Annotated in this window: 31 protein-coding genes, 1 tRNA gene and 2 pseudogenes; 15 read left to right on the top strand and 19 right to left on the bottom strand. The window is 70.8% G+C overall.

Features of this window, described 5'->3' with window-relative positions; genetic code table 11:
• Positions 1-6 precede the first annotated feature (6 nt).
• The 5 genes from AB0M30_RS21880 to AB0M30_RS21900 are packed head-to-tail and all read right to left on the bottom strand — an operon-like array spanning position 7 to position 3704.
• On the bottom strand, positions 7-636 hold the full coding sequence (locus AB0M30_RS21880; RefSeq protein WP_364586197.1) for a hypothetical protein: 630 nt from the start codon (positions 634-636) through the stop codon (positions 7-9).
• On the bottom strand, positions 633-1751 hold the full coding sequence (locus tag AB0M30_RS21885; RefSeq protein WP_364586200.1) for a molybdopterin-dependent oxidoreductase: 1119 nt from the start codon (positions 1749-1751) through the stop codon (positions 633-635). Before AB0M30_RS21885 ends, AB0M30_RS21880 begins: the two co-directional genes overlap by 4 nt.
• Positions 1748-2380: a class I SAM-dependent methyltransferase gene (locus AB0M30_RS21890; protein WP_364586203.1), complete on the bottom strand. Its 633-nt coding sequence runs from the start codon at positions 2378-2380 to the stop codon at positions 1748-1750. Before AB0M30_RS21890 ends, AB0M30_RS21885 begins: the two co-directional genes overlap by 4 nt.
• Complete coding sequence (locus tag AB0M30_RS21895; RefSeq protein ID WP_364586206.1) at positions 2380-3063, bottom strand: DUF2064 domain-containing protein; 684 nt, start codon at positions 3061-3063, stop codon at positions 2380-2382. Before AB0M30_RS21895 ends, AB0M30_RS21890 begins: the two co-directional genes overlap by 1 nt.
• Positions 3060-3704: a glycosyltransferase family 2 protein gene (locus tag AB0M30_RS21900; RefSeq protein WP_364586569.1), complete on the bottom strand. Its 645-nt coding sequence runs from the start codon at positions 3702-3704 to the stop codon at positions 3060-3062. Before AB0M30_RS21900 ends, AB0M30_RS21895 begins: the two co-directional genes overlap by 4 nt.
• A 159-nt stretch (positions 3705-3863) precedes the next feature.
• On the opposite strand from AB0M30_RS21900, the gene AB0M30_RS21905 reads away from it, so the two are divergent.
• The 3 genes from AB0M30_RS21905 to AB0M30_RS21915 are packed head-to-tail and all read left to right on the top strand — an operon-like array spanning position 3864 to position 7016.
• Entirely contained in the window at positions 3864-5258 is a 1395-nt protein-coding gene (locus tag AB0M30_RS21905) for a hypothetical protein (RefSeq protein WP_364586209.1), read from the top strand.
• A gap of 10 nt (positions 5259-5268) precedes the next feature.
• Positions 5269-5970 (top strand): response regulator transcription factor, encoded by a 702-nt coding sequence (locus AB0M30_RS21910; RefSeq protein WP_364586212.1) that lies wholly within the window; start codon positions 5269-5271, stop codon positions 5968-5970.
• Positions 5967-7016, top strand: coding sequence for a HAMP domain-containing sensor histidine kinase (locus tag AB0M30_RS21915; protein WP_360163502.1), 1050 nt, complete (start codon positions 5967-5969; stop codon positions 7014-7016). Before AB0M30_RS21910 ends, AB0M30_RS21915 begins: the two co-directional genes overlap by 4 nt.
• 13 nt (positions 7017-7029) lie before the next feature.
• Here AB0M30_RS21915 and AB0M30_RS21920 read toward each other — a convergent pair.
• A pseudogene (locus AB0M30_RS21920) lies at positions 7030-7248 on the bottom strand (WYL domain-containing protein); the annotation flags it as partial.
• Here AB0M30_RS21920 and AB0M30_RS21925 point away from each other — a divergent pair.
• Positions 7153-7374, top strand: coding sequence for a hypothetical protein (locus tag AB0M30_RS21925; RefSeq protein WP_364586581.1), 222 nt, complete (start codon positions 7153-7155; stop codon positions 7372-7374). The pseudogene AB0M30_RS21920 and the gene AB0M30_RS21925 overlap by 96 nt on opposite strands.
• Before the next feature lie 2 nt (positions 7375-7376).
• On the opposite strand, the gene AB0M30_RS21930 is transcribed toward AB0M30_RS21925, so the two are convergent.
• Positions 7377-8432, bottom strand: a complete 1056-nt coding sequence (locus tag AB0M30_RS21930; RefSeq protein WP_364586215.1) for an NAD-dependent epimerase/dehydratase family protein — start codon at positions 8430-8432, stop codon at positions 7377-7379.
• 123 nt (positions 8433-8555) lie between these two features.
• On the opposite strand from AB0M30_RS21930, the gene AB0M30_RS21935 reads away from it, so the two are divergent.
• The 3 genes from AB0M30_RS21935 (at position 8556) to AB0M30_RS21945 (ending at position 9566) form a co-directional block, all read left to right on the top strand.
• A complete protein-coding gene (locus AB0M30_RS21935) occupies positions 8556-9056 on the top strand; it encodes a molybdenum cofactor biosynthesis protein B (RefSeq protein ID WP_013230045.1) in 501 nt (166 codons plus the stop codon).
• A complete protein-coding gene (locus AB0M30_RS21940) occupies positions 9043-9324 on the top strand; it encodes a hypothetical protein (RefSeq protein ID WP_364586218.1) in 282 nt (93 codons plus the stop codon). The genes AB0M30_RS21935 and AB0M30_RS21940 overlap by 14 nt, the downstream gene beginning before the upstream one ends.
• Positions 9325-9392: 68 nt before the next feature.
• Positions 9393-9566: a hypothetical protein gene (locus AB0M30_RS21945; protein ID WP_360163493.1), complete on the top strand. Its 174-nt coding sequence runs from the start codon at positions 9393-9395 to the stop codon at positions 9564-9566.
• Positions 9567-9571: 5 nt separating this feature from the next.
• Here AB0M30_RS21945 and mscL read toward each other — a convergent pair whose 3' ends face one another.
• The 4 genes from mscL to AB0M30_RS21965 form a co-directional block, all read right to left on the bottom strand.
• On the bottom strand, positions 9572-9988 hold the full coding sequence (mscL, locus tag AB0M30_RS21950) for a large-conductance mechanosensitive channel protein MscL (RefSeq protein ID WP_364586221.1): 417 nt from the start codon (positions 9986-9988) through the stop codon (positions 9572-9574).
• 57 nt (positions 9989-10045) lie between these two features.
• Positions 10046-10663 carry an SAF domain-containing protein gene (locus tag AB0M30_RS21955; RefSeq protein WP_364586224.1) on the bottom strand — a complete coding sequence of 206 codons (618 nt, stop codon included), beginning with the start codon at positions 10661-10663 and terminating at the stop codon, positions 10046-10048.
• A gap of 131 nt (positions 10664-10794) precedes the next feature.
• Complete coding sequence (locus AB0M30_RS21960; RefSeq protein ID WP_360163487.1) at positions 10795-11106, bottom strand: FmdB family zinc ribbon protein; 312 nt, start codon at positions 11104-11106, stop codon at positions 10795-10797.
• Positions 11107-11192: 86 nt separating this feature from the next.
• Positions 11193-11783, bottom strand: a complete 591-nt coding sequence (locus AB0M30_RS21965; RefSeq protein ID WP_364586226.1) for a 5-formyltetrahydrofolate cyclo-ligase — start codon at positions 11781-11783, stop codon at positions 11193-11195.
• 24 nt (positions 11784-11807) lie between these two features.
• Between AB0M30_RS21965 and AB0M30_RS21970 the strand changes: the two genes are divergently transcribed.
• The 5 genes from AB0M30_RS21970 (at position 11808) to AB0M30_RS21990 (ending at position 15794) form a co-directional block, all read left to right on the top strand.
• Positions 11808-12713, top strand: coding sequence for a UTP--glucose-1-phosphate uridylyltransferase (locus AB0M30_RS21970; RefSeq protein ID WP_364586229.1), 906 nt, complete (start codon positions 11808-11810; stop codon positions 12711-12713).
• Positions 12710-13987 (top strand): gephyrin-like molybdotransferase Glp, encoded by a 1278-nt coding sequence (glp, locus tag AB0M30_RS21975; protein WP_103336842.1) that lies wholly within the window; start codon positions 12710-12712, stop codon positions 13985-13987. The genes AB0M30_RS21970 and glp overlap by 4 nt, the downstream gene beginning before the upstream one ends.
• Positions 13987-14655, top strand: coding sequence for a GNAT family protein (locus AB0M30_RS21980; protein ID WP_103336843.1), 669 nt, complete (start codon positions 13987-13989; stop codon positions 14653-14655). The genes glp and AB0M30_RS21980 overlap by 1 nt, the downstream gene beginning before the upstream one ends.
• Before the next feature lie 163 nt (positions 14656-14818).
• Positions 14819-15667 carry a gephyrin-like molybdotransferase receptor GlpR gene (gene glpR, locus AB0M30_RS21985; protein ID WP_364586233.1) on the top strand — a complete coding sequence of 283 codons (849 nt, stop codon included), beginning with the start codon at positions 14819-14821 and terminating at the stop codon, positions 15665-15667.
• A 54-nt stretch (positions 15668-15721) separates the two neighbouring features.
• Positions 15722-15794: transfer RNA gene (locus tag AB0M30_RS21990), tRNA-Ala, on the top strand.
• 664 nt (positions 15795-16458) lie between these two features.
• Here AB0M30_RS21990 and AB0M30_RS21995 read toward each other — a convergent pair.
• The 3 genes and pseudogenes from AB0M30_RS21995 to AB0M30_RS22005 form a co-directional block, all read right to left on the bottom strand.
• Positions 16459-17544, bottom strand: a pseudogene (locus tag AB0M30_RS21995) (recombinase family protein); the annotation flags it as partial.
• 482 nt (positions 17545-18026) lie between these two features.
• Positions 18027-18470 carry a recombinase family protein gene (locus AB0M30_RS22000; RefSeq protein WP_364586236.1) on the bottom strand — a complete coding sequence of 148 codons (444 nt, stop codon included), beginning with the start codon at positions 18468-18470 and terminating at the stop codon, positions 18027-18029.
• Between the two features lie 145 nt (positions 18471-18615).
• Entirely contained in the window at positions 18616-18927 is a 312-nt protein-coding gene (locus AB0M30_RS22005) for a hypothetical protein (protein WP_364586238.1), read from the bottom strand.
• A gap of 645 nt (positions 18928-19572) precedes the next feature.
• On the opposite strand from AB0M30_RS22005, the gene AB0M30_RS22010 reads away from it, so the two are divergent.
• Positions 19573-19851 carry a helix-turn-helix transcriptional regulator gene (locus AB0M30_RS22010; RefSeq protein ID WP_364586241.1) on the top strand — a complete coding sequence of 93 codons (279 nt, stop codon included), beginning with the start codon at positions 19573-19575 and terminating at the stop codon, positions 19849-19851.
• 29 nt (positions 19852-19880) lie between these two features.
• Here AB0M30_RS22010 and AB0M30_RS22015 read toward each other — a convergent pair whose 3' ends face one another.
• Genes AB0M30_RS22015 through AB0M30_RS22035 form a run of 5 tightly spaced genes read right to left on the bottom strand, consistent with a single transcriptional unit; the run spans position 19881 to position 23910 of the window.
• On the bottom strand, positions 19881-20624 hold the full coding sequence (locus AB0M30_RS22015) for a hypothetical protein (protein ID WP_364586244.1): 744 nt from the start codon (positions 20622-20624) through the stop codon (positions 19881-19883).
• Between the two features lie 41 nt (positions 20625-20665).
• On the bottom strand, positions 20666-21187 hold the full coding sequence (locus tag AB0M30_RS22020) for a VUT family protein (protein WP_364586247.1): 522 nt from the start codon (positions 21185-21187) through the stop codon (positions 20666-20668).
• Positions 21184-21978, bottom strand: a complete 795-nt coding sequence (locus AB0M30_RS22025; RefSeq protein ID WP_364586250.1) for a recombinase family protein — start codon at positions 21976-21978, stop codon at positions 21184-21186. Before AB0M30_RS22025 ends, AB0M30_RS22020 begins: the two co-directional genes overlap by 4 nt.
• Positions 21975-22925: a DNA methyltransferase gene (locus tag AB0M30_RS22030; RefSeq protein ID WP_364586253.1), complete on the bottom strand. Its 951-nt coding sequence runs from the start codon at positions 22923-22925 to the stop codon at positions 21975-21977. Before AB0M30_RS22030 ends, AB0M30_RS22025 begins: the two co-directional genes overlap by 4 nt.
• On the bottom strand, positions 22918-23910 hold the full coding sequence (locus AB0M30_RS22035; RefSeq protein WP_364586256.1) for a hypothetical protein: 993 nt from the start codon (positions 23908-23910) through the stop codon (positions 22918-22920). The genes AB0M30_RS22030 and AB0M30_RS22035 overlap by 8 nt, the downstream gene beginning before the upstream one ends.
• A 555-nt stretch (positions 23911-24465) precedes the next feature.
• Between AB0M30_RS22035 and AB0M30_RS22040 the strand changes: the two genes are divergently transcribed.
• Together AB0M30_RS22040 and AB0M30_RS22045 are read left to right on the top strand one after the other, a co-directional pair.
• Positions 24466-25443, top strand: a complete 978-nt coding sequence (locus AB0M30_RS22040) for a hypothetical protein (protein WP_364586259.1) — start codon at positions 24466-24468, stop codon at positions 25441-25443.
• 182 nt (positions 25444-25625) lie between these two features.
• Positions 25626-25943, top strand: coding sequence for a pilin (locus AB0M30_RS22045; RefSeq protein WP_364586572.1), 318 nt, complete (start codon positions 25626-25628; stop codon positions 25941-25943).

Consider the following 25943-nt stretch of genomic DNA (forward strand, 5'->3'; position numbering starts at 1 on the left):
GACCGGTCAGGGGCCGGGACGGTCGGCCGGCGTACCGGGGAGGTCGGCCGGCGTGCCGGGAGGGTCGGCCGGAGTCTCTGGAGGGTCGGTTGGCGTGCCTGGGGGGTCGGTTGGCGTGCTGGGAGGGGCATCTTGCGTGCCTGGAGGGGTATCGCGCGTGATTGGGGAGGCATCACGCGTGATTGGAGGGTCAGCACGCGTGATTGGCGGGGCGACACGGGTGGGGCGGGGGATGAGACGGTGGCGGAGGGCGGTCAGGAGCACGGCCAGCCAGACCGTGGCCAGGGTGAGGGCCAGTGCGGGGGCCGGGTTGGTGTCGTGGAGGCCGGGCATTGGTGCGGTTCCGTACGGGCGCCAGAACAGCGGGAACGCCAGGATGGCCAGGACCCCGGTGATGACTGTGCCGGCCACCACCGGGGTCTTCCATGGGTGCGGCAGGACGCGGGACAGGACGATGCCGAGCAGGGCCGTCAGCGGGGCGATGACCGCGTCGTTGAGGATCGGGCCGCCGATGATCCAGCCGACCGTCCCGAAGACGTCCGGACGTAGGGGCAGCGCGTACTCCGCGAACAGCACCACACCCCACGCCAGGGCCGCGAGGCCTGGCAACGCGAGGAGCACTCGGGCGGTCTTCACAGCGCCTCCAGCTTCGTGACCCACTTCGTCTGCAGCACGCCGGGGCGGTTCGGGGCGATGATCCGGCAGGGGAAGCCGTGGTCGGGGGCGAGGACCTCGCCGTTCAGCTCCAAGGCCAGCAACGTCAGCTCGTCGGCCGTGTGTTCGCCCGGGAGCACGCTGACGCCGTACAGCCCGCCACGCTCCGAGGAGGACACCCGGACGGCCGTGCCCGGTGCCGCGCCGGCGGCTTTCAGGAGCGTGGGCAGGGAGATTCCGCGCCAGGTGGCCGACTGGCTCCAGCCCTCCACACACGCGATCGGGAGCTCCGCCGTCGTTTGCGGGAGGGCGCGCAGCTCGTCGAGCGAGAACTTCATCGTGCCGCGCGGAGTCACCACCGAGAGCCGCCAGGCCGGCGACCACGTGACACCCGCGGCCGCCGCCGTGCGGTTCACCGGGAGGTCCTGCGTGCCCTTACCGGATCGCCAGGAAAGGGCGGAGACGCCGCGCAGGAACGGGACCGTCGCGCCGGCGGTGGCCACGACCGCGACACCGGTCGCCAGCCCGGTGGTCACCAGGAAACCCCGCCGGGACAGCCCCTCGGCCGGCGCCTCCGCCACGGTGGTGGCCCGGCTCAGGCCGCGGCGGATGATCGGCAGCTTCACCGCGACGTGCACCAGGATCGAGCCGATCGCCAGCCACGCGACCGCGTAGTGCACCTGGGGGAAGTAGAAGGCCCAAGGGTAGTTCTGCGCGACGTTCAGCAGCCCGGTCGTCAGCTCGAAGAACGCCGCACCGGACAGCACCAGGATCGACAGCCGCTCCAGGGCGTGCGGCAGCGAGCGGACGAGCGGCCGGCCGAACAGCTTCGGGTAGACACTCCACAGCTTCGCCAGCAGCAACGGGATCGACGCCACGCCGGAGATCACGTGCAGCCCCTGGGTGACGCGGTAGAGCCCGATCGGCCGGCTGGGCCAGGAGAACCACCCCGGCGGGTGCTGGATCAGGTGGCTGATCAGCCCCGTCACGAAGCACGTCGTGAACGTGATCGCGAGCGCCAGGCCGATCTTCGACGTCACGCGTTCGTGGTGCGCCGGGGCCTGGAACTGCTCTTCTGCCGGAATCGGGAGCTTCACGGCCGCTCCAATCGCGCGAACCAGCGGTGCCCGTGCCGGGTGGTCCAGTCGACGCGCAACCCGGCGCGCACGGCGACCTCGGCGATCGCATCGACCCCGACCCAGGCCCAGGTGAACCAGGCGACGTCGGCGTGGCCGGGCCGGAGCCGGACCCGCTCGTGCCGCAGGCCTCGCCCGGGTGGCTCCAGTTCGACGAGGATGTCGCCGCCCGGTGCGACCAGCCGCGCCGTGCGCCGCAGCAGCGCGGCCGGGTCGCCGCCGATGCCGATGTTGCCGTCCGCGAGCAGGGCGTGCCGCCACCGCCCTTCGCCGGGCAGGCGGTCGAAGAGGTTGCGCTGCAAGGCACTTCCACCACGGCGCCGGGTCAGCCTGACGGCCGTGCGCGAGCTGTCCACGCCCAGCGCGGCGACTCCGCGACCGGCCAGCGCCGCGGTGAGCCTGCCGGGCCCGCACCCGAGGTCGATCGTGGGGCCGGAGCACGCGTCGAGCAGGACGTCGTCACCCTCGGACGGCTCCGCCCAGCGTTCCACCGCCAGCTCGATCCGCTCGCCACTGGCCAGCTCGAGCCAGCACTGGTGGCCGAGCAGGCCGCGGTCGAACTCGTGGCCGGTGCTCACCGGAGCCGTCATCACGCCACCGCCCGTCCGCCGACCGCCGCGACGGCGCGGGCGAACCGGCCGCCCGGGCACGCCGCCGCCACCGACCGGGCGTCCGCCATGGTGTCCACATCGGACAGCAGGGCGGCGCGCCGCGGCCGCAGCCCGCACGCGGTCAGGGCGCGCAGGGTGCGCTCCCCGGTGTCTTCGCGGGACATCGGGACGTCCTTGAGGGCTTGCGCGTGCCGCGGCTCGGCGAGGCCCAGCGCCCACCAGCCGCCGTCCGCGGCCGGCCCGAGCACCGAGTCGTGGCCGCCGTGCAGGACCGGTGCGGCGGCCGCGGCGAGCGACTCCGGCGTGACCTGCGGGGTGTCCATGCCGATCTGGAGCACCGGCAGGCCGGCGTGCACCTGGGCGGCGTCCGCGTGGGCGTTCGCCAGCCGGGCGCCGAAATCGTGGCCACGCTGCGGGATCGTGGTGACGTAGCGGAGCGCCATGCCGATCTCGATGGGCCGGGCGGCCGCGCCGAGGTCGCCGGTCATCGCGACGACGGGCTCGGCGCTGGGCACCGCGCAGACGGCGTCGAGCGTGTCGAGCAACGCGGCCGCGGCGATCTCGGCCGCCTGAGCCGGGGTGGCGGGCGGGCACAGCCGGGTCTTGGCCAGCCCCGGGACGGGCGCCTTGGCCACCACCAGCAGGATGAACGGACGGGTCATCGGGCCAGCACCCGCCCGAAGTCGCGGACCGCGCGCAGTGTGCCCCGCACCGACCCGGACACCTTCGACTTCGTCCCTTTGGCACGCTCGCCGTAGCGGACGTCGAACTCGCTGACCCGCCACCCGGCGCGCTGGGCCTTGATCAGCAGCTCCAGAGGGTAGCCGAACGCGCGGTCGGTGACGTCCAGGCGGAGCAGGGCGAGCCGGTCCGCGGCACGCAGGGGCGCGATGTCCCGCACCGGCAGTCCGCGGCTGCGCAACAGCGTCGCCAGCACGACGTTGCCCACCCTCGCGTGCCATGGCCACACGCCCGGGCCGGTCGGCACCCGGCGTCCGACGGCCAGGTCCGCGCCGCGTTCGACCGCGGTCACCAGGCGCGGCAGGTCGGCGAGGTCCAGGGACCCGTCGGCGTCGGCGAAGCACACGATGTCCGCGGTGGCGGCTTCCAGCCCCGCGTGCACGGCCGCGCCGTAGCCCCGGCGCGGCTCGTGGATGACCTTCGCGCCGAGCGAGGCCGCCACTTCCGGTGAGCCGTCGGCCGAGCCGTTGTCGACCACGATCGCGCGGTAGCCCGGCGGCAGGCCGGCCAGTACGGCGGGGAGGGCACCCGCTTCGTCGAGGCAAGGGAGGACGACGTCCACTTCCAAGTCAGTCACGGCGCCGACCGTAAGGCCGTCCGAAACGTCGCAGAACCCTTGCGGGGCTTACCGAATCATGACATCGGACGAGTTCTTACCGCGTCGTTACGGCTCCGGTTTCCCGGGCGCGGATCACCCGCCGTGACCCTAGGGTGGGCGACGATGAGCGAGCCGACCTCGGCAGCCCGGCTCGCCGAGCCGCCTGCCCGCGAACCCGAAGCCCCGGTCTCCGGCCGCCGCGCCGACCTCCTTGCCGTCGCCGCGGCGGTGGTGCTCGTCGCCGCGGCCACCGCTGTCGGCCTCTACTACAACCGGCCGCACTCCGGCGTGATCATCTTCGTGTCCGCGCCGCCGCTGTTCGCCGACTGGCTGCCGCACGTCGGCCCGGGCTCGGTGTTCGCCGTGCTCGTCGCGGTCGCGGTGGTGCTCCACGGCCCGGCGCTGGCCGCCCACCTGCCGTGGCGCCGCGCGCTCGCCGCCGGCTACCTCGCCTCGCTCACCTGGATCTTCTCGCTGACCATGGTCGACGGCTGGGCGCGGGGGTTCGCCGGGCACCTGACCATTCCCCAGGAGTACCTCCACGAGGTCCCGGGGATCACCGACATCCCGCTGATGCTGCGCGAGTTCTCCTCCCGCATTCTCGACTTCCGGCCCGAATCCTGGACGACACACGTGTCCGGCCACCCGCCGGGCGCGACGCTCGTCTTCGTCTGGCTGGACCGGCTCGGACTGCACGGCGGCGCGTGGGCGGCCACGGCCGTGGTCCTCGTGGGCAGCCTGGTCGCGGTGGCCGTGCCGGCCACGGTCGCCCTGCTCGGCCGGCCCGAGGCGGCCCGCGCGGTGCTGCCGTTCGCCGTCCTCACCCCGGGCGCGGTGTGGATCGGCGTCTCGGCGGACGGCCTCTTCGCCGGGGTGACCGCCACCGGGCTGGCGCTGCTCGCGCTGTCCGCGACGGGGTTCACCCACGGCCGCCGGTACGCCGTTCCGGCCGGGCTGGCCGCCGGGGTGCTGCTCGGCTTCGGGATCTTCCTGTCGTACGGCCTGGTGCTGCTCGGCCTGCTCGCCCTGGCCGTCGCCGTCCTCGGCCGGCAGTGGCGGGCGGCGGCACTGGCGATCGTCGCGGCCCTCGCCGTCGTCGGCGTCTTCGCCTGGGCGGGGTTCTGGTGGCTCGACGGCTATCACCTGGTCGTCGAGCGCTACTACCAGGGGGTGGCGCTGGTCCGGCCCTACTCGTACTGGGTGTGGGCCGACCTCGCCGCGGTGACCGTCGCGCTCGGCCCCGCCGTCGTGGCCGCCGTCCGGCGCGGGTTCGGGGCTCCGCGCCGGGCCTTGCTCACCGATCCGGTCCTCCTGCTCGGGCTCGCCGCCCTGGCCGCCATCCTCTTCGCCGACGTCTCGGGCCTGTCGAAAGCCGAGACCGAACGGATCTGGCTACCGTTCGGGGTGTGGTTGCTGCCGTTGACGGCGCTGCTGCCGCGACCCGGCCGCCAGTGGTGGCTGGCCGCACAGGCGGCGACGGCGCTGGCGGTCAACCACCTGCTGCTGACGGGCTGGTGAGGGAGACGTGATGAGCGATCAGGCCGGGCGCGTGCTCGTGGTCGACGACGACGAGACGGTCCGCGACGTCGTCCGCCGCTACCTCGAGGTGGCCGGGTTCACCGTCGACATGGCCGGCAACGGCGCCGAGGGGCTGGCGAAGTTCGCCGCGCACGAGCCCGACCTGGTCGTGCTCGACGTCATGATGCCGGGGATCAACGGCCTGGAGGTGTGCAAGCGGCTGCGCCAGGTCAGCCAGGTACCGATCGTCATGCTCACCGCCCTCGGCGAGGAGGAGAACCGCATCGCCGGCCTCCAGCTCGGCGCCGACGACTACGTGACGAAACCGTTCAGCCCCAAGGAACTCGCCCTCCGCGTGGCCTCGGTGCTGCGCCGGGCCCGGATGCCGCGCCCGGCGCCGGCCGCTGCCGAGCTCGTGGACGGCGACCTGCGCCTGCAGATGAACGCGCGCACCGCGACCCTCCGCGGCCGTGAACTGCCGCTGACCACCCGGGAGTTCGACCTGCTGGCGTTCTTCCTCGCCCACCCCGGCGTGGCGTACTCGCGCGCGGACCTGCTCGAAAAGGTGTGGAGCTGGGACTTCGGCGATCAGTCCACTGTGACCGTCCACGTGCGACGGTTGCGCGAGAAGATCGAGCGCGACCCGGCCAAGCCGACCCGGGTGGCGACGGTGTGGGGTGTCGGCTACCGCTACGACCGGGAGCAGCCATGATCGGTTCGGGCGAGCCCTTGCCGGAGATGCTGACGCACCTCTGGCACATCCTGCCGTTCGCGTTGATGTTCTCGCTGCCGGTCGCGGCGCTGGGCGGCGTGGCGTTGTACGTCCTGCGCCGCGGTTCGCTGGCCACCACGCTCACGGTGCTGGTGCTGATCCCGGTGCTCGCCACGCTGGTCGGCGTCCTGGGGATCAGCGGGTTCATGTTCACCCCGGCGCTGACCACGATGCTCCTGGTCTGCCTGCTCGTCGGGCTGGTCACCGTGCCCGCGGCGATCATCCTCGGCCGGGCCATCGCACGCCGCAGCGTGTGGGAACGCGAGGCACGCGAGCGCGAACGCGCCGCCGAGGCGTCGCGGCGCGAACTGGTGGCCTGGATCAGCCACGACCTGCGCAGCCCGCTGGCCGGGATCCAGGCGATGGCCGAGGCACTGGCCGACGGCGTGGTGTCCGAACGCGACGAGGTCGCCGACTACGCCCAGCGGATCAGCGGCGAGACCCGGCGGCTGTCCGCGATGGTCGGCGACCTGTTCGAGCTTTCGCGGATCACCGCGGGGGCCCTGGAGCTCACGATGTCCGCGGTGCCGCTGCGGGACGTCGTGAGCGACGCCGTGGCCGCCCAGGCGCCGGTGGCCCACCGGAAGCGGGTCCGGGTCCTCGCCAGGGCGTCGACCTGGCCGGTGGTGACCGGCAGCGACCCGGAACTGGCCCGGATCGTGCGGAACCTGGTCTCCAACGCGATCCGGCACACCCCGCCTGACGGGACGGTGGCGGTGCAGATCGGCGTCGACGGCGATGAGGCCCTGCTCGCCGTGGACGACTCCTGCGGCGGCATCCCGGACGACGAGATCACCCGGGTCTTCGACGTGGCTTTCCGCGGGACGCAGGCGCGGACGCCCGAGCGCGGCGGGACGACCAGCGGGGGCGGCCTCGGCCTGGCCATCGCCAAGGGGCTGGTCGAGGCGCACCGCGGGCGGATCGGGGTGCACAACCACGGGCCTGGGTGCCGGTTCGAGGTGCGCCTGCCGCTCGCGATGCCCTAGACGCCGTAGGTGCGGAACCGGCGTCGCCGCGCACCACGAGGTACCAGTTGCCGGCCTTCAGGACCAGGCCTTGGGGCTGCAGGACCCGGCTGATCTCGTGCGGCTCCGCCCAGTGCGGGTAGCGGATCTCCGGGGCGTGCTGGGTCCAGGTGGCCTCGGCGATCGACGTCAGGTGCGGGGTTCGCTGGACGGCCGCTTGGCCGAGGGGGATCCGGACCGGATCGCCGACCACTTCCGCGCTCGCCGCCGGCCCTGCACCGCCCGCTGTGCTCTCCACCTCACCGTCGAGCACGGGGTGATCACCCGGTACCACGTCTACGAGGACAGCCTGACCGTCTTGCAGGCGTTCACCGGCTGAAGTCAGACCGGGTCACGCAGTTCCGCCGCGGCGAAGTCCGCGATGCCCTTGGTGAAGCCGATTTCCGCCGTGAAACCCAGCAGCTCGCGGGCGCGGGCCGGGTCCGCGACGACGTGGCGGACGTCGGCCGGACGGGCGCCGCCGATCACCTCCGGGGCCGGGCCGCTGCTGGCTCGGGCCAGCTCCGTGGCCAGGTCGCCCACCGTGTGCGGGGTGCCGGAGCAGATGTTCAGCGGAGTTATTTCGGCTGCTGGGCCCTCCGTGTGCAGGGCCAGGACGTTGGCCCTCGCCACATCGTGGACGTGGACGAAGTCGCGCTGCTGGCCGCCGTCTTCCAGGACCCGGGGTGCCTCGCCGCGGGCCAAGGACGAGCGGAAGAGGGACGCGACTCCCGCGTACGGCGTGTTCTGGGGCATCCGCGGGCCGTACACGTTGTGGTAGCGCATCGCCCACACCGTGCCGCCCGTCTGCCGGGCCCAGGCGCCGGCCAGGTGTTCCTGGGCCAGCTTCGTCGCCGCGTACGTGCTTCGAGGGTTCAGCGGCGCGTCCTCGGGCACCAGCTGCCAGCTCAGCTCCGCTTCGCACGACGGGCAGCGTGGCTCGAACCGGCCGGCGTCCACATCGGACCGGCGGCGTGGCGAAGGCGCCACCACGCCGTGGTCCGGGCACGCGTAGCGGCCTTCGCCGTAGACGACCATCGACGAGGCCAGCACCAGCTTCCGGACGCCGGCCGCGTGCATCCCGGCCAGCAGCACCGCCGTGCCGTAGTCGTTGTGCAGGGCGTACGACGGTGCGTCCGACGGGTCGATCCCGTGGCCCACCACCGCCGCCTGGTGGCAGACCGCGTCGACGCCGTCCAGCAGCTCCGCGACGATCTCGGCGTCGGTGACGTCGCCGCGCAGGAAGCGGTGCCTGACCGTGTACGGCGGCGGGGAGCTGGAGCCGTGGGCCGTGGGGAGGAGGTTGTCCAGCACCACGACCTCGTCACCGCCGTCGGCCAGGAGGTCGGCGATGTGAGACCCGATGAACCCGGCTCCGCCGGTGACCAGTACGCGCACCCCGGCCACGCTAGGGGCCTTCGCCGGGACTCGCCGGAGCCTGCGGCGTCACGTCACCGAATCGTCAGAACTCACCCGGCACCTCCCGGCGGCCGGTCGCCGAAACCGGCTACGGTGGGCGCCATGGAACGGAGTGCACAACGGCTGGGCCGGGCCCTCGTGGTCATCGTGGACGATCGCGTGGCGCACGGCGAGCACGAGGACACCACTGGCCCGCTGGTCACGGAGCTGCTCGAAGAAGCGGGCTTCATCGTCGACGGTGTCGTGGTCGTGGAGGCCGAGACCGCGGGTATCCGCAACGCGCTCAACACCGCCGTGATCGGCGGCGCCGACCTGGTGATCACCGTCGGCGGCACCGGTGTGCTGCCGCGTGACCGGACTCCGGACGCCACCGCCGGTGTGCTCGACCGGCCCATCCCGGGCATCAGCGAGGCCATCCGCGCGTCCGGGCTGGCCGCCGGCGCCGTCGACGCCGGGATCTCGCGCGGGCTCGCCGGGGTGTCGGGCAGCACGCTCGTGGTCAACCTGGCCGGGTCGCGGTCCGCGGTCCGCGACGGGATGGCGACGCTGACTTCGCTCGTTCCGCACGTGATCGACGAGCTTTCGGGCCTTGAAGAGGTGTGACCAGGCCGGACCGGACCTCGGCGAGATCGAGGGCTGGTTCGACGATGTCCTGACCGGACGGGTCACCCGCGACGCGGCCGATCGCTGGGCCACGCGGTGGCTCAGCGGCGACTCCGCGGGCAAGGTCGATCTCGCCGCAGACCAGCTGTGGGCGCTCGAGCTGCTCGGGGGCATCGACCTCACGCACGGGCCCGGCGCCGGATTCCTGCACAACGAGGAGCAGATCCGTGCGTGGCGGGACGAAGTGCGGGCGCACCGCCGGGCCTGAGAAGCGAGCCGCCGCTGTCGAGGTTCGCTCTGGAGTTGTCAAACACCGCGTCGTGGGACACTGGGGGCATGGCAGGCCAGGAACGCGATCCCAAGACCAGCAGCGAGCAGCGCCGCCGGGTCGATGAGATCTTCGGGGACGTCCTGCCCGAGACGACCTCCGACGAGCGCGATCCCGGGCGGCGCACCGGTCTCCCGGACGACTGGTACCGGGAGAACCGGCCACCGCACCACGACCGCTGACCTCGTCAGTCGCGGTCGGTGCCGCGCTGGGTCTGCTGGGCGCGCAGCAGGTCGCGGATCTCGATCAGCAGCTCCACGTCCGTCGGCTCCGACGGGCCCGGCTCCTGGCCGCGCTTGCGGCGCTCCTGCACCTTCTTGACCGGCATCACGATCACGAAGTAGACCACCGCCGCGACCAGCACGAAGTTGATCGCCGCGTTGATCACGCCGCCGAAGTCCAGGAACGTGGCTTTGTTGTTGTCGAAGATCTGGTACCCGAGACCGTTCGCGGCGTCCGTGCCGCCGATCGTGCTGATCAGCGGCTTGATCAGGCCGTTGGTGAACGCCGTGACGATCGCCGTGAACGCGGAGCCGATGACCACCGCCACGGCGAGGTCGACGACGTTGCCGCGCATCAGGAAGTCTTTGAAGCCTTTGAACACCGTGCTCTCCTCACGAACCGGAACGGGGACGCCCGCGCCCGTCTCGGCGGACGTGGGCTAGCGGAGAGTAACCGTTACCGGACGCTCCAGTGAAATCGCCGCCACCCTCGTCGCGGCTGCTTCCGGCAGCCGGAGCAGTACCAGCGGCCCCTTGAGCGTGGCCGGCTCCTGGTGCCCGACCGTCACGACCGTCGCCCCACCGGCCAGCACGGAGGCGGGCGCGGCCGGTTCCGGCGCCGCGATGACGTCGACGCGCTGGCCGGGCCGGAGCAGCGCGGCGACGGCCACGTCGGCCAGCCGGACCGGCACGGTCGCCGTGCCGGGATCACCCGGGGCGGGGACCGTCGCCAGCCGGACGTCGGTCAGCGGTTCGCCGGCCCGGACGGCGCCCGCCAGCAGGCGCCCGTCGACGGCGTCGAGGGTGCTCAACACGCCCATCGGACGTGCTTCGTCGGAAAGGTCGGCCAGCCGGACGTCGCCGGCCCGCAGAGTCGCGCCGGAAGGAAGGTCGTGGGCCGCGAGGACGGTCGGTGCGCCTCGCGCGGAGCCAGGGTGGACCAGCAGCACCGCGCCCACCACGAACAAGCCGACGGCGAGCCAGCGGCGGATGAGCCGCGTCCGCCGGCTCTGCGGCCGGGTCAGATGCAGTGGGTGGAGCTTCGCCAGGATGTCCACGGGGCCCCCTCGGCCGGATCGGGTGCGGCGGTGTGCTGCACGAGATCGACGTTAGGGAAGCCGGACGGGCCGCCGGAAGGGCCACGTCCGGCATCTGTGGACAACCGGGGTGTTGTGGATAACCGGGGCGGTCAGGACGCCGCGGCGGCCGTCTTCGTCGTGGTCGAAGAGGAGGATGCCGAACTCGTGTCCGACTTCGACTCCGTCTTGGTCTCCGTCTTGCTCTCGGTCTTCGGCGGGGTGGCCGAGGTGCTCGACTTGCTCGAGTCACGCGAGTCCGTGCGGTAGAACCCGCTCCCCTTGAAGACGACGCCGACCGAGCTGAAGACCTTGCGCAGCGCCCCGGAGCACTGCGGGCAGACGGTCAGGCTGGGGTCCGAGAACGACTGCACGGCTTCGAACCGGTGGTCGCATTCTTTGCAGGCGTACTGGTACGTAGGCACTGACGGCTCCTTTGCTGGCACTCATCCGACCAGAGTGCCAACCCGATTGTGCGGGAAAACATTCCCCGAAAGCAATTCCAGGTTGCTCACACCGGCAGTTCGACCACGCCTCGACCGGGCGTCAAGGCCCCGGTCATCCGCACGTCATGCGGCTCGCCGGGCAGTCGTTCGACGAGCTCTTCGTCCCGGACGACGGCCAGCAGCGTAGCGCCGGGCGCGGCGAAGCCCAGCGAGCGGTCGTAGTGGCCCGCCCCGCGCCCGAGCCGGACGCCCTGGCGATCCACGGCCAGCGCGGGCACCAGCACCAGCTCCGCGGCCCCGACGGCCTCGGTACCCAGGCGTTTCCCGCCCGGCTCCCGGATGCCGCGGAACCGGCTGGGCACCAGGTCGGCCTCGCCCGTGTACTCGGCCCAGTCGAGCGGATCCGTCCGCGAGACGATGACGGGCAGCAGCACCCGCGCACCGCCGGCCACCAGCGCGTCGACGAACGCCGTCGTGCCTGGCTCGGTACCGAACGGCAGGTACGCGCAGACGGTGTTCGCTGTGACCTTCGCCACCGCGTTGACCAGCGCCGACGCCTCCCGGGCGTGGGAATCGGCTGCCTGCCCCGCCCGGGCGCGCGTCACCCGGTCACGCCACTCCGCCTTGCTCAGGTGCTCATTGCCCAGCGGGTGCATGACCTCACGTTAGGCTCTGCGCCCATGACGGGCGCCGCAACCACCCAGACGTTCAGAACCGCCATCGTGCCTGCCGCCGGCCTGGGGACACGGTTCCTCCCGGCGACGAAGGCCGTGCCCAAGGAGCTCCTGCCGGTGGTGGACACGCCGGGCATCGAGCTGGTCGCGGCCGAGGCCGCCGCCGCCGGCGCGGAACGCCTGGTCATCGTGACCTCGCCGGGCAAGGACGCCGTTGTCCGGTACTTCGAAAAGCAGCCCGAGCTCGAGCAGAACCTCGAGGCCAAGGGCAAGACCGAACTGCTCGCCAAGGTGCGCCGGGGCACCGATCTCCTCGCCGTCGAAACCGCCATCCAGGAGCAGGCCCTCGGCCTCGGCCACGCCGTCGTGCAGGCCGAGCCGAACCTGCGCCCGGACGACGAGGCCGTCGCCGTGCTGCTCCCGGACGACCTGGTGCTGCCCACCGGCGTGCTCGAGCGGATGGGCGCGGTCCGCGCCCAGTACGGCGGCAGCGTGCTCTGCGCGTTCGACATCCCGAAGGCCGAGATCTCGCCGTACGGCGTCTTCGACGTCACCGACACCGACGACGCGGACGTCAAGCAGGTGCACGGGATGGTCGAGAAGCCGAAGCCGGAGGACGCGCCGTCGACCTACGCCGCGGCCGGGCGGTACCTGCTCGACCGGGCGATCTTCGACGCGCTCAAGCGGATCACCCCGGGCAGCGGCGGCGAGCTGCAGCTGACCGACGCGGTCGCGCTGCTGATCAGCGAGGGACACCCGGTGCACGTCGTCGTCCACCGCGGCGGACGCCACGACCTGGGGAATCCGGGTGGTTTCCTGCGCGCCGCGGTCGATTTCGCGCTTGAAACGCCCGAGTACGGTCCATCTTTACGGGCGTGGCTGACGGAACGGATCGGGACAGAGCGCCCATGACGGAATCCCTCGACGCGGCACGGCCGGAAGCGGCCGGGGACGAGGCCGAGCTGCGCTCGGTCGACGCGCAGATCTCGATGACCTTGGACGCCGCCGTCCGGCCCCAGCCGGTGCGCGTGGCGATCTCCGAGGCCCAGGGGCTGCTCTGCGCCGAGGAAGTGGTCGCCGAGCACGCGCTGCCCGGGTTCGACCAAGCCGCGATCGACGGGTACGCGGTGCGCAGCGTCGACGTGCGCAACGCCGGGCAGGAGCCGGTACAGCTGCCGGTCGTCGGGGAGATCGCGGCGGGCTCGCGCCAGCCGCGCCGGCTCCAGCCCGGCCAGGCCGTCCGGGTCGACACCGGCGCGCCGCTGCCGACGCTGGCCGACGCCGTCGTGCCGCTCGCCTACACCGACGGGCACCAGGCCAAGGTCACGGTGCACCGCTCGGTGCCGTCGGCGGGGTACGTGCGGCGGGCCGGCGAGGACGTCCAGATCGGGGACGTCGCGGTGCGCCGCGGCGACACGATCGGCTCGGCCCAGGTGGGCCTGCTGGCCGCGGTCGGCCGGGCGAAGGTCCTCGTCTACCCGCGCCCGCGGGTGTCGATCGTGTCCGTCGGCGACGAGCTGGTCGACGTCGACCGGACGCCGTCGGTCGGGCAGGTCTACGACGTCAACTCCTACGCCCTGTCCGCGGCCGCCCGCGACGCGGGTGCCGAGGTCAGCCGGGTCGGCATCGTGCCGAGCGAGCCGAAGCGGCTGCGGGAGGTCGTCGAGGGCCGGCTGCTGATGTCGGAGATCGTCGTGGTCGCGGGCGGCGCCGGGGGCGCCACCGGCGACGAGGTCCACGCCGCGTTGTCCGACCTCGGCCGGATCGACATGACGCGGGTGGCGATGCACCCCGGGTCGGTCCAGGGGTTCGGCAGGCTCGGCCCCGACTCGGTGCCGACGTTCCTCATCCCGGGCAACCCGATGAGCGCGCTGGTGGTGTTCGAGGTGCTGGTGCGGCCGCTGATCCGGGCGGCGCGCGGGACCCGCAACCCGCACCGGCGGATCGTCGGCGCGCGGCTGCTGTCGCCGATCACCTCGACCGCCGGCCGGCGCGGGTTCCTCCGCGGCCAGCTGCTGCGCGACGAGGCCAACGGCGAGTACCTGGTCCAGCCGCTCGGCCAGTCCGGGGCGCACTTGCTCGCGTCGCTGGCCGAGGCGAACTGCCTGATCAACGTGCCGGAAGAGGCGACCGAAGTTCCCGCCGGCGAGCAGGTGCAGGTGACCTTCCTGGCGCAACGGGCCTGATGAACTCCGTGTCGGGCGTGTCCTATCCGGTCGAAAGCCGGCACCCGGGCTGGCCGGCGCGGCTCGGCCCGCTGCGGGTGCCCGCGGGCGAGGTCGCGATCCGGCCGGTCCGGCTGCGCGACGCCGGCGAGTGGAGCCGGATTCGGCTCCGGGACCGCGCGCACCTCGAAATGTGGGAGCCCACCGGCGTCGGGCCGTGGCCGGAACGCAACGCCTTCTGGTCGTGGCCGTCGCAGTGGGCGGCGCTGCGTTCGCTCGCTCGGCGTGGTCAGTGCCTCCCGTTCACCATCACCCTGGACGGTCGCCTGGCGGGCCAGATCACTGTGGGTAACGTCATCCGGGCGTCGCTGCGGTCGGCCTGGATCGGCTACTGGGTGTCGTCCGAGGTGGTCCGCGGCGGGGTGGCGACGGCCGCCGTCGCGCTCGTCACCGACCACGCCTTCGGACCGGCCGGGCTGCACCGGCTGGAGGCCACCGTGCGGCCGGAAAACGCCGCCAGCCTGCGGGTTCTTACTAAGGCGGGCTACCGGCGGGAGGGCCTGTTCGAGCGTTATCTCGACGTCGCGGGCGGCTGGCGGGACCACTATTGCTACGCCGTGACGCGCGAGGAAACCGGGCCGGGGCTGGTGTCGCGGCTGGTCGCGACGGGCCGTGCCGACTACGCCTGAACGTGATTACCCACCCGGGTCAGTAGCCGCGTTACCACATGCTGTGAGTTTCACCTAATCCGGTGAGGCTTTTCCGTGATCCAAACCGGCGAGTCTCCGCCCGATCTGTTACTCCTGTGACTAACGTGATTCGTGGTGGAAGGATCGGGGGAGGTGACGGGAGATGCCCAGCTCCGTGATCATCGTCGCGCTCGCCGCGGCATGGCTCGTCGTACTCGTGCCCATGGTCGCGCGTCGGCGGCAGCAGGTCGCGAGAACGGCCGACTCGGCGCTCGCGGCCAGGGTCGTACGCAGTGGACGCAACGAAGACCGGGAGGAATTCGCCATGTCCGATCCCGGGAAGTCCCGGCCTTCGGTGGAGGACGACCTCGCCGAACTGGAGGCCGAGCTCGAACTCGAAGACGACCTCGAGGAACCGGACCCCGAACCCGAGCCGCTCCCGCAGCCGGCCCGCGGCTCGCGGGCCGAGCGTGACCGGTCCGACCGGGCCGACCGGGCCGGCTACCGGCCCGGCCGCGGCGGCTTCGACCCCGAGGCCGCCGAAATCGCGGCCCGCGCCAAGTACGGCTTCCGGCAGCGCATCGTCGTCGCCCTGCTCGTGATCGCGGTGATCAGCGGGGTCGTCGCCGGTGTCGTCGTCCCGCTGGCCTGGTGGGGCCACGGCGCGATCGACGTCGTGCTCGTCGGGTATCTCGTGTACCTGCGCCGCCAGGTGCGCATCGAGGAGGAGATCCGGCAGCGCCGGCTCGCCCGCTTCAACAGCACCCGCGCGCCCCGGCGTCCCTCGACATCGGTGGCCCCTTCGGCTTCGTCGGCGGAAGAAGACCACGCGGAAACCGAGGACGTGGACGTCGTCGAGCCGGCCCGCCGCCAGGTCGTCGAGCGCCGCCCATCCCCGACATCCCGCGTCCGCCGCAGCGCGGTCGTCGTCGACCTCGACGACGAGGACCCGGCGTTCGAGGAGCTCGACGAGCCCGGAACCGGCCCGTACCGCCGCGCCGTCGGGGAGTGACCCCCCTGCAGGGGGTGCTCGTAGGGCACTGCTAAGCTCTACGAGCACAACCAAGGGGCTGTAGCGCAGTTGGTAGCGCGTCTCGTTCGCATCGAGAAGGTCAGGGGTTCGATTCCCCTCAGCTCCACCTTAGAGGTCTTACTAGAACAAGTGCCTGAATGAAGGCCACGAAGTAGGACCGCGACGCCTGAAGGCGAGCAGGGGCCACCCGCATTGCGGGTGGCCTTCTTGTTTGTGGGCAGCGGGCTGGTCGCTGTGACCTTGGCCTGGCCGTCCTGGATGGCGTGGAGCAGCCCGAAGGGCTCGTGGAGTTCACCGTCTGTGATCTCCTCGTCCTCGATGTAAAGGGCTTGGAAGATCGCTTGGTTGAGCAGACGCCGTTGCTGGTCATTGCAGCGTCGGTACAGCTTGTCGGGCTGTTCGAGCAGCGCGAGACTGGCGTTGACGAGTTGGGCGCTGTCGGTGAGGTCGGCGTTCGCGGTTTCGAGGCGCCCTTCCAGCTTGCGGCGCTCGATCGCGATGTCGCGGAGCCTCTCCTTGACTTTGGTCCGCGGAAGGGTGCTGTCCGCTGCGAGGTCGATCAAGTTCTCCTCCTTGGTGTCGAGTTCCTTGAGCTGTGCGGTGATCTGCTTGCGCAACAGCCGCGCGGACTTTTCCTGATCGCCGATCACGGCATCGACTTGGTCGCGCATGTCGGCGATGAAGGACTGGCTGAAGCGAATCGCCGCGTAATGCCGCTCGACGGCGTCCTCGATGAGAGCGACGTTGACGTACGGGGCTTGGCACGCCCCCTTCTGCCGGCCTCGGCAGAAGAAGTACGTGTACTCGGCGCCCTTCGAGTTGGTGGTCTGCTGGATGATCATCCGCCGCTTGATGCCCTCGCGCCGACAGCGCCCGCAGAAGACCGATCCTTTGAGGTAGTGGTGATGCACACGGCGGCGTTCTTGAGCTGTCATTCGCGAGTCGAGGATCTCCTGGACTGTGTCGAAGAGGTCCTCGTCGATGAGCGCTTCGTGCCGTCCCTGGATTTCTTCGCCGTCGTAGTCGACGTATCCGAGGTAGTAGCGATCGTGCAGCATCTGCGAGATCTTGTTCTCGGAGACCTTCTTAGCCGGATGCCGCCGGGTGGCCCTGGTGCGGAGACCGCGATCGTAGAGTTCGTCGGCTAGGTCTTCTTGGGTGTAGTCGCCGGTGGCGAAGAGTTCGAAACCCAGTTGGACAAAGGGCGCGCGTTCGGGGTCGACGATGATCGTGCGGATGACACGGCCGTCGGAATGGTCGATGTGGTTGAGGTAGCCGAGCTTGGCGCGGCCGAGCGTGCCGCCGCTGCGGGCTTTCTGCCCCATCTTGTAGGCGATGTCGGCGCCGGACTGGCGGGACTGGTACTCGTTGAACGTGGCCAGGATGCCGTGCATCAGCTGACCGACCGGGGTGTCGTCGATGGCCTCGGTGGCCGAGACCAGGGTGACGCCGCGCTTGCGCAGGTCCGCCATGACGACCGCGTCGTCGTAGCGGTTACGCGCCATGCGCGAGAGCTGGTAGATGATGATCACGTCGACGTCGCCCTGGCTGCGGACCCGCGCGAGCATGCGCTGGAACGCCTCCCGTTTGGTCATCTCCGTTCCCGAGCGTCCGGGTTCGACGTACTCGTCGATCACCGTGACGCCCAGGTCTCGCGCCTTGCGCATACAGGCTTCCCGTTGGGCGGGAATGGAAATGCCTTCCGGGTTGTAGTCGGTTCTGACCTGTCCGGTCGAGGACACGCGCAGGTAGATCACCGCGCGTGTGCCGGGGGCGAGGTCGCACAACAGTGGCTGAATCGGGACTGTGACGTCCTGTTCGACTTCATCGATGAAGTCGGCATAGGCGCTGGTCATGACACCTCCTTGGGAGCGGCCTGGACGGTGGGCCCGTGCAGCCGGCTGCTGGATCGCGCGCTGACGGCGAGCGGTGAATTCGTGGGTGAGTTGCCGTTGACTCAACGGCGGCGGAACCACGCGAAGATGCGCCGGAGCACTCGACGTTCAGGCTTTTCCTGGAGTCGAATGTCCGGGTCGACATACGGGTCGATGAGCGAGAAGCCAAGTTCCTTGGCCGTGTTCAGACATGCCTCGCGCTGGGCTGCGACGCTGGACTCGGTCTCGCCCTGTTCCGGTGAGGACGGACGCCGGTAGATCACTACGCGGTCGTCGGGCTCAGGAGCTTCCGACCGCCGCTTGGCACGGACAGGGCTGCCCTGCTGTAGTTCGTTTTCCGGTTGGGCATAGGCGTTGTTCATGACACCTCGCTGTGAGCTGGTCTGGTGTGGACGGTGTGGGTCGACGCAGTTGTTCAGGCAGATCTGCCGGTCGTGTTGCGGCTAGCCCGCGATGGGTGACTCGTCGACGGATTCCTGCTTGTGACGAAGGCGATCGCGCCGGTCTGCGAGCGCGCCCGTGTACTCGATCTCGGCAACGGCACTCACCACGCGTACAAGAAAGAGGCCGAACGGGGAGCCGGTATCGAGGCCGGGATCCGCGGCCGAGACCACTCGCACACCTAGCGACGTCAACTCGTCGAGCAAGTCGGCGAGGTGGCGAGTTGTGCGGGACAGGTTGTACATGTGCTTGACGACGAGCACGTCGATGTCGCCGGATCGGGCTGCCGCCAGCACTCGCTGCAGCCCAGGTCGCTTCAACGTGGCACCTGATCCGTAGTCGCTGCAGCGAAGAGCGATGCGCCAATCAGGCTGGGAGGCGACGTAGGACTGCAGGAAGTCGCTTTCGCCGTGAGCGGGCCATCGCTGGTACAGGGCGACGCGCATGAAGGGCCGAGCCGGCGGGTCTGCGACCTGGGGACGGCTGTGGGGGTCGCAATCGGTAGGTGCCATCGTGTTGAACCTTTCTTCTCGGGCTGCGGCGAGCGAGGTCGATCCGTCGCATTCGTTGAGCGCGCGCGAACGTGCGGCGTCATGCCGCGTCGCGGAGGTGGTCGCGGTGGCTGGCGTCCGGCTCGGCGAAGGGCGGTTGCTCGCGGGAGTTGGCCGCCGCCATGTCTGCGGCGAGGCTGGCGATGACCCGCGCGAGCTTGTGCATGTCGGGCGGATCGCGGCGAACGCCGCGTACGACCAAGTTGCGTCCAGTCCTGCCCGCGCCACTGCGTCGTCGGGACTGTTTGCTTGACGCGCTGGTTGGGCTGTCCTGCTGCTGGTCGTCGACCGGAGCGGGGACGTCGGCGTGGTTGTCGTTGGGCTGGTCGGCGTTGCGAGGTTGCGCGCACATGAGCGCCCCCTTCGTGCCCGTGACGTCCGCGGGTGGCGGAGGTGCACGGGGCTGCTGGTCGGCGACAGGAACCGTCGACACAGCGGGCGTTCCCAGTCGTCGACACCTGCGGTCGCCGGTCCGCGCGAGGCGGGTTTCGCGGTGACGCGGGCACGCACCATGACGTGCGTTGAATGAGCTGGGATCGCCGAAGCTGTCACGGCCAGCGGGCCTCTGCTCCCCGAGTACGTGTGTGCGGGGCCGGCGCTCGTGGTCGTGCTGGACTCGTGCTGTTCGGCAGGTTCGTGTGTCGTGCCGAACTGGTGCTCGGTCACCTCGTCAGCGCGAGATGGCCGGTCGACGCGAGTCCAGAAGATCACTGCCGGCGCGGGCCGTGAACAGCGGCGCGTCGGCGTGGCGATGAACGTGATGGGTGCCGAGGCGCCTCCTCTCTGTCGAACCGTGCACAGGTCTGTCATCCAACTAAGGTAACACCTGAGTCATGCGTGTGCTGCCTGACTAATTCAAGTGTTGCCTGTTCAGTGGTGAGTGCTTGCTGAACACGCCGTGCGTGCGGCGGCCGGCGGCCATCGCCATCGGGGAGACTGAGCGTCGGTTGGTGACGGCGCGAAGCGCCGCAGAGCGACGAGCGCGGGACGGCAGCGAGTGCAGATCGAGTGGCGGCTGCGGAAGGTCATGGCCTCCCGCAATGTCTGGACCGCGACCGAACTGCGCGAACTTCTCATCCAGCGCGCTGGGTTCGAGCTGTCCCTCCAGTCGGTTGACGTGTTGATGAAAAAGCCGCCGGTCCAGGTGAAGGTTGCGACCATGCAGGCGCTGTGCACGACGCTGCGATGCACGCCCAACGAGCTGTTCGGAATCGATGCGCCCCGCGACGTCTCGCTCGTCGAGCCCGACAACGCGGAGGTTCGCAGCGACCAGTGAGCCCGCGTCGGCGGACGCGGTGATGATCGTCATGCGGCTCTCGCCGATGGCTCTGAGGCCGGTCCGTCTGCGGACAGTCCCGCCGAACCCAGGGTGGTCTGAATCTGCCGGTACCAGCTCAGCGCGAAGCGCAGGCAGTTCGACTCGGTGCGGTGACTCGGGCCGCAGCCGGGCACGTACCGGCCCCGTCTACTCCAGGACATCGAGTCCGAACTGGACAGCGCCTCCGCGTACTGGCTGAGGCCGCCGAGCTTGATGCCGAAGCCGTGTAGCGAGAAGTTGCGTGAGGCGAAAGCTCGCATGATCTCTTCCACAACGGCTTTGTGCTGCCGGCGACACACGGTCCCTACGCCCACGAGCGGCTCGGCTTCGAGGTCGATCCCGGCCCGGTAGTAGAGGTCGGCGCAGCGCTGGTAGTCCGCGGTCGTCCAGCCCTGCAGCACCGGTACGAACGGAAGGTCGGGCGCGAGTTCGCGGAGACGAACGAGGTTGCGCACGGTGCGCCGTTGATGCTCGCGAACGGTAAGGCCGGTGCGCTTGAGGATGCTCTGCTCGCACATCCAGTCCTGGGGCGCGGCCCAGGCGAGGTTGCCGATCTCGTCGCCGTAGCGCCGGACCGCTTGGACGTAGTCCTTCTCGTTGATCTGCCAGCGCCCGTGAAGCTGCAGTTCGGTGAACCCGCCCGAGTCGAGTGCCCATTCCGTGATGGCGCGGGGCAGGGTCCGGCGGTGGCCGAGCCGCCGATGCGACACCAGTAGCGGGACGTCCGGCACGCGGGTCAGCCAGACGGGTTGATGGACTCCCAAGTAGAACTTCACGCCGGCACCGCCCTGCGATGAGCGCGGGCGCCGGCAAGCAGGGCAACCGCGAGGACGGTGGTGACGGCTTTCCCGACGAGTTGTCCGGCGAGGTAGGTCAGGGAGCCGAAGGCCAGCGGGAGGAACAGCAGGCTGTCGACGACGAGGCCGATCGTGTTCGACAGGCCCACGGCCGAGAGCTGGTTCCGCCGTCGGAGTGGGGTGTAGACGGCGAGGTCGACCAGTTCGGAGACGGCGAAGGCCGCCGCGCTGGCAAGAGCAATGCGCGGCTCGGCCACCAACCCGGACAACGCTGCGCCGAGAAGGATCGCCAGCAGCGTTGTCCGGGCGCCGGCCGCGTCCTGCAGAAGGTCGCGGACGGTGAAGGCGAGCCCGGCGAAGAGCGCGCCCGCGGGAATATGCAGGCCGGCCACGGCGAGCGCCGGCCAGAGGGTGGAGGCCCAGTTCGCCCCGGCGATCGTTGCCGCGTACGCGGCGAACAGGAGTACGGAGGCGAGGCTCCACCAGCGGATCTTCATGCTGCGCTCGGCGGGAGGTCGGCCCCAGCCGCTGAGCTCGGTGGGAGCTCGGTGGGTCCGGGTTGGGCGCGGTGGAAGGTGCGGTCGTCGACCAGTCGCTCGTGCACGTTGGGCACCGAGGTGACCCACCGCTCCATCGGCGCCGGCCGGCCGGCGACCGTGCGGGCCCAGACCTGCCGCCCGGTGTACTTGACGTTGGTGACGATCCGCCGGACCGCCTTGGCTGTCCACGGCCCGGCGGGCGTCGGAGCCGGGTACTGGCCCCGGTCGCTGTTGAGTCGCGCCGCGATGACGGCGAACGTCAGGCCGTGGTCGGCGCGCCAGATGAAGATCTGTTTGACGACTGCGGCAGTCCGCCAGTCCGGGACGAGGACCGCCCGCAGTTTGCTGTGTCCCGTCGGGTCGGTGATCCGGATGCGTAGGGCGCGGTAGCCGTATGGCGGAGGCCCGATCTGGTAGCCGGCGCGGACGAGTTCGACCATCGCCTGGCGAGCGCGGCGAGTTGTTTCGGCGTGGTGCGCGGCGAGCGCGGCCCACTGGATGCGGTTGCCATGGGCGTCGACCAGTTCGCCTTCACTGGTCCCGTCGTCGGCCTCGACTTCGGTGTGGACGGCAGCGGGATCCGACAGACCTGTCCACAGGTTTGTCCACAGTCGAGACCACCACGGTGGACAGGTTTCGGCCACCGGTGTGCCGGTGCAGTGGTGACGTCCGGCGGCGCGCAACGCGGCGCGCTTGCGGCGGAACTTGGGGCGCCAGCCGCACTCGCGGCAGTACAGGCGGGTGGTCATGCCGCTCGCCTCCAGCCGGGGTATTCGACGTCGTTGACGGCGGGGCGGATGACGTCGTCCTCGGTCGGCCACGGGATGGCGGCTGCCGCGGAGGCGGCGAGTTCGGCGTCGTGGGCGAGTTGGAAGACGAGCACCTCGTGGTGCACGGTGAGTGCGGTCGGCGTACTGGCGGCGCGTGCTCGGGAGGCGCTTCGGCGCTCGGCGAGCGAGGCTCGGCTGATCAGCCGGCCACCGCGCAGGCCGGCGGTCAGCGCGACGCACCGGTCGACCGGCGCCAGGCCCGCGGCCCTCGCCGCGGCGAGCAGCGGAGTGGTCAGGTCGACCAGCGAGCCGTCGGGGTGCCGGCGGGGGCGCGCGACGATCACGAGGTGTCCGCTGGAGCGCAGCAGCGGCTCGCAGTAGGTGAGCGTCGCGGCGAGTTCGGCGATGGCGGAGTCGGGGTCGCGGTCCGGACCCGGTGCGCGATCCTTCTGTTCGTGGGGTGCGGTACGCAGAGCGGTCAGGACGAGTCCGACTCGGCCGACCAAGCCGGCGGCGCGGATCGCGGCGAGCACCTTCGGACGTGCGTCGAGGACCGATCCGTCGCGCCACGCGCCCGAGGTCTTGGCGGCGGTGATGTTGGCGCGGGCGAGCGTCCACGACCGGTTGCGGGCGGTCAGCCCGAGCGCGTGACGGCCGGCGCGCAGCGCCTCGGTCAGCACGGTCCCGGCCCCGCAGTCTGGGTCGAGAACGAGGTCGCCGGGGCGGGTGTACGTCGCGATCGCGTAGGCGGCGACGGCGGGCGGGATCCGGTCGGTGTCGGCATCGGTGCCGGGCACGCAGCCGCTGTCGCGTAGCTGCGCCGCGGGGTCGCGCTGGCCGGTCGGCCAGACCGACAGCGGTGGAATCGGCGGCTCCTCCCCCGGCGGTAGGGGGAGTGGCCGTGGCGACGTGGGACGGTCAGTCATCGGAGGTCTCCTCGCCGTCGGCCGTGCCGTTCGGGGCAGGCTGGGCTGTGAACACCAACAGGTCGTCGTGCACCTGGGTGTGCCGGACGGTGGACGTCGACCGTCCCGACGGGGCCTGGGAACGGTCGCGCGTGGCCGGGGTCGCCGCGGCGAGCGCGCCGTCGCGGACGGGTACGCGCAGCAGCGCGATGCGATCGAGGTAGCGCAGTCCGGCATGGTGTGCGGTGCGCACGAGCACGCCTGCCGGGTCGGTGAGCCGACTACCGCTCCGGTCACCATGAGTGATGACGGCGAGGGTGCCGGTCGGGGTGAGTAGCCCAGTCCAGTCGGTCGGGCGGAACCAGTCGAGCGTGTGCGGTTCGGCCGCGGTGATGATCAGGTCGTAGCGGTCCGGACCGTGTCCGGTCGCGGCCGGGTCCGGTTCGGCCGCGCGGTCGGTCGACGGTCCGACCGCGTGGTCGGCTGACGGACTCTCTGCGGGCAGTCCGGGTCCGGACTCTGACTCGGCGGGTCCGTCGACGGGGTGCTCGCCGACCGGGTCGGGGTGGGCGACGGCGGTCTGGGTCTGGATGCCGCGGCCGAGTCGGACCACGGTCCAGCCGGCTTCGAGCAGTCCGGCGTACGGGCCGCGCCAGGGCCGGTTGCGGACCGCGGTCGTCGGCCACGACGCGGGCGGCGCGAGGTAGGGCGCAGCGTCGAGCAGCAGCACTCGCTGGCCGGGCTGCGTGTAGTTGGTGACGATCTTGATGACCGCAGTCAGCAGCCAGTTGGCGAGCAGGCCGGTGCCCTCACGCAGGTCGTCTTGCGCGCACGGCCAGACGGTGCTCGAACGGACCGGCCGGGGGTGGCGCAGCGCAAGGCGCAGGGTGCGCAGGCGCGGCGCTCGCCGCGTCTGCGGCAGCGGGATCGGGATGGTCGGTGGGTCGGTGTGGCCGTGCTCCTGGGAGTCGTCTCCTGGGGAGTCGTTGCCGTGTGTCGGGGTCATCGCGGGTCTCCTCCGACGGATGGGTGCCGTGTGTTCGGACGCCCCTTAACTCCGTTTTTCGACCCCTTTTTGGACACATCAAATCGACTTTCTTGGCGACCACAGAAGCCCGCATGGATGCGAGTGAGAAACTATTCAGTCAGTTCCGACCGAGGTTCGGCAATGGCGCCGCGTTGCGATATCGACGCGAGCTCCGCAGGTCGCGTTCCGGACGGGCCGCGGCCGGATTTTTCAAGATTTTTCTCGCGCCTGCAATGTTGATCTTGCTACAGACCCAGATTCTACGGTCTCTCGCACGCCTTCGGATACCAGCGCGCTACTAGTGATCGACTATAAGTCCAGTTCAGGGCCTACTAGTGTTGATCAATGCCCGACGGCCCGAACACGATGAAGTGGATCTTGTCGGACGCCACGCGTAGGGCGAAATAGTAGTCCACTAGTAGCCCTCGACGCGCTTCACTAGTTGGCGGCTAGTAATGGCGTGGTATTTCGCTGGTATCGGTCGTGGCTTCCTGACGTCGTTGTTGTTCGCATCGACGCCGTGGGAGACATGACATGGCTGCACAATCTGTTTTCCGTCGCGGTTGCGACGATGCTGTTCCAAACTCGTTGGATATCGCGCGAGACACCTTTACCTGGCTGGTGACCGGGCCTCATCCGGTGTCGCTGAACGGCCGGCTGTTTCCGGGACTGCCCGACCGGCGCATCCCGCTCGACGAGGTCCGCGACCGGCTGCTGGCGCGCCGGTGTCCGCAGGCGACGCGGGACGCCGTGTGGGCGCATCTGGTGCTGCGCTCCCGTACTGAAGGAGCGACGTGGACGGTCGCCGCGGTCGGGGTTGCGCTGCCCGCGCTGACGTCGGTCGCGGCCACCTTGACCAACAGGTTTGCCGGCGATCCGGCCGACGTTCACGCCGAGGTTCTGCGTGGCTTCCTGGCCGCGTTGTCGACCATCGACCTGCGTCCGCCGCGGATCATGCTGCGCCTGCGTTGGGAGGCGTACAGGTCCGGTTATCAGGCTCTGGAGGAAGCCCTCGCGGGTCCGACTCCGGTCGCTCCGGGCTTCCGATCCACCCCGCCGCAAGCCCCGTGGGGTCACCCGGATCTGGTCCTCGCTCGCGCGGTCGCGGACGGAGTCCTGACTCAGACCGAGGCCGCGTTGATCGGCGCGACCCGGTTGGAAGAGGTGCCGGTCGCGGACTGGGCGGCGCAGCACCAGATCGGCGAGTGGGCGGTCTACAAGGCGCGCAAACGCGCCGAGCTCCGGCTCGCCGCATACCTGCGCGACAGCGCCGCCGAGACCGATCCGACGGACCCACTGACCGACCAGGTGGCCACCGCGGTGGCCCTTGCGCGGCCGGTCACGCCGGCCCGCGACGTTCCACGGTTGTCACTATCCGTGCCGGCTTCTGAGGTCAAGTCAGCGCAGAAAGTTCAGGATCGCGTGTCCAAAACGGACGCGAAATCCGGAGTTCAGGGCTGCGGGACACACCCGCGCTCAGCCCGACTTCCGGAGGTGCCCCAATGCGCCTGATCGATCGATTCTTCACCGCCGTGAGCGGGCCGCGTAGCGCCCGACTCGACGACCATCCACAGCCGTCGGACGAGACCACCTCGACGAGCACGCCGGAGGAGGCCACCAGCAGCCAGCCGACCAGCGCTCCGATCATTACGCCGGAGGACTGGACTCCGGTGCGACCGCGCCGCTGGGCGCACATGGCCCTGATCGTCGAACTGGCGGTCCTCGCGCTGCTGGCGTCGGCCTCCTCGGCGCACGCCGACACCATGGTGCTCGCCATCGCCGGTTCGGTGACCGACGTCCTGAACAACATCCGCAACTGGATCATGGGCATCTTGGCCGGCTTGGCCACGGTGTTCCTATCCATCGGCGGCGTCCGGTACGTGATGGGCGGCGGCGACCCTGGCGAGGTCGAGAAAGCCAAGACCGCGTTCAAGTCGGCGGGTTGGGGCTACGGCCTGGCGGCGCTCGCGCCGCTGGTCGTGGAGATCCTCAAAGGGATCGTGGGGGCCTGA

Source organism: Amycolatopsis sp. NPDC051716 (assembly GCF_040681595.1).
Classification (GTDB): Bacteria; Actinomycetota; Actinomycetes; order Mycobacteriales; family Pseudonocardiaceae; genus Amycolatopsis.

Coding starts and splice junctions, on each gene's coding strand:
- AB0M30_RS21965 (WP_364586226.1), bottom strand. CDS start 11,783: ATGCACCCGCTGGGCAATGAGCACCTGAGCAAGGCGGAGTGGCGTGAC.
- AB0M30_RS22030 (WP_364586253.1), bottom strand. CDS start 22,925: ATGACTGACCGTCCCACGTCGCCACGGCCACTCCCCCTACCGCCGGGG.
- AB0M30_RS22035 (WP_364586256.1), bottom strand. CDS start 23,910: ATGACCCCGACACACGGCAACGACTCCCCAGGAGACGACTCCCAGGAG.
- AB0M30_RS21935 (WP_013230045.1), top strand. CDS start 8,556: ATGGAACGGAGTGCACAACGGCTGGGCCGGGCCCTCGTGGTCATCGTG.
- AB0M30_RS22005 (WP_364586238.1), bottom strand. CDS start 18,927: ATGTGCGCGCAACCTCGCAACGCCGACCAGCCCAACGACAACCACGCC.
- AB0M30_RS21895 (WP_364586206.1), bottom strand. CDS start 3,063: ATGACCCGTCCGTTCATCCTGCTGGTGGTGGCCAAGGCGCCCGTCCCG.
- AB0M30_RS21905 (WP_364586209.1), top strand. CDS start 3,864: ATGAGCGAGCCGACCTCGGCAGCCCGGCTCGCCGAGCCGCCTGCCCGC.
- AB0M30_RS22025 (WP_364586250.1), bottom strand. CDS start 21,978: ATGACCACCCGCCTGTACTGCCGCGAGTGCGGCTGGCGCCCCAAGTTC.
- AB0M30_RS21980 (WP_103336843.1), top strand. CDS start 13,987: ATGAACTCCGTGTCGGGCGTGTCCTATCCGGTCGAAAGCCGGCACCCG.
- AB0M30_RS22000 (WP_364586236.1), bottom strand. CDS start 18,470: ATGCGCGTCGCCCTGTACCAGCGATGGCCCGCTCACGGCGAAAGCGAC.
- AB0M30_RS22045 (WP_364586572.1), top strand. CDS start 25,626: ATGGCCCTGATCGTCGAACTGGCGGTCCTCGCGCTGCTGGCGTCGGCC.
- AB0M30_RS21970 (WP_364586229.1), top strand. CDS start 11,808: ATGACGGGCGCCGCAACCACCCAGACGTTCAGAACCGCCATCGTGCCT.
- glp (WP_103336842.1), top strand. CDS start 12,710: ATGACGGAATCCCTCGACGCGGCACGGCCGGAAGCGGCCGGGGACGAG.
- AB0M30_RS21945 (WP_360163493.1), top strand. CDS start 9,393: ATGGCAGGCCAGGAACGCGATCCCAAGACCAGCAGCGAGCAGCGCCGC.
- AB0M30_RS21915 (WP_360163502.1), top strand. CDS start 5,967: ATGATCGGTTCGGGCGAGCCCTTGCCGGAGATGCTGACGCACCTCTGG.
- AB0M30_RS21890 (WP_364586203.1), bottom strand. CDS start 2,380: ATGACGGCTCCGGTGAGCACCGGCCACGAGTTCGACCGCGGCCTGCTC.
- glpR (WP_364586233.1), top strand. CDS start 14,819: ATGCCCAGCTCCGTGATCATCGTCGCGCTCGCCGCGGCATGGCTCGTC.
- AB0M30_RS22040 (WP_364586259.1), top strand. CDS start 24,466: ATGGCTGCACAATCTGTTTTCCGTCGCGGTTGCGACGATGCTGTTCCA.
- AB0M30_RS21910 (WP_364586212.1), top strand. CDS start 5,269: ATGAGCGATCAGGCCGGGCGCGTGCTCGTGGTCGACGACGACGAGACG.
- AB0M30_RS22020 (WP_364586247.1), bottom strand. CDS start 21,187: ATGAAGATCCGCTGGTGGAGCCTCGCCTCCGTACTCCTGTTCGCCGCG.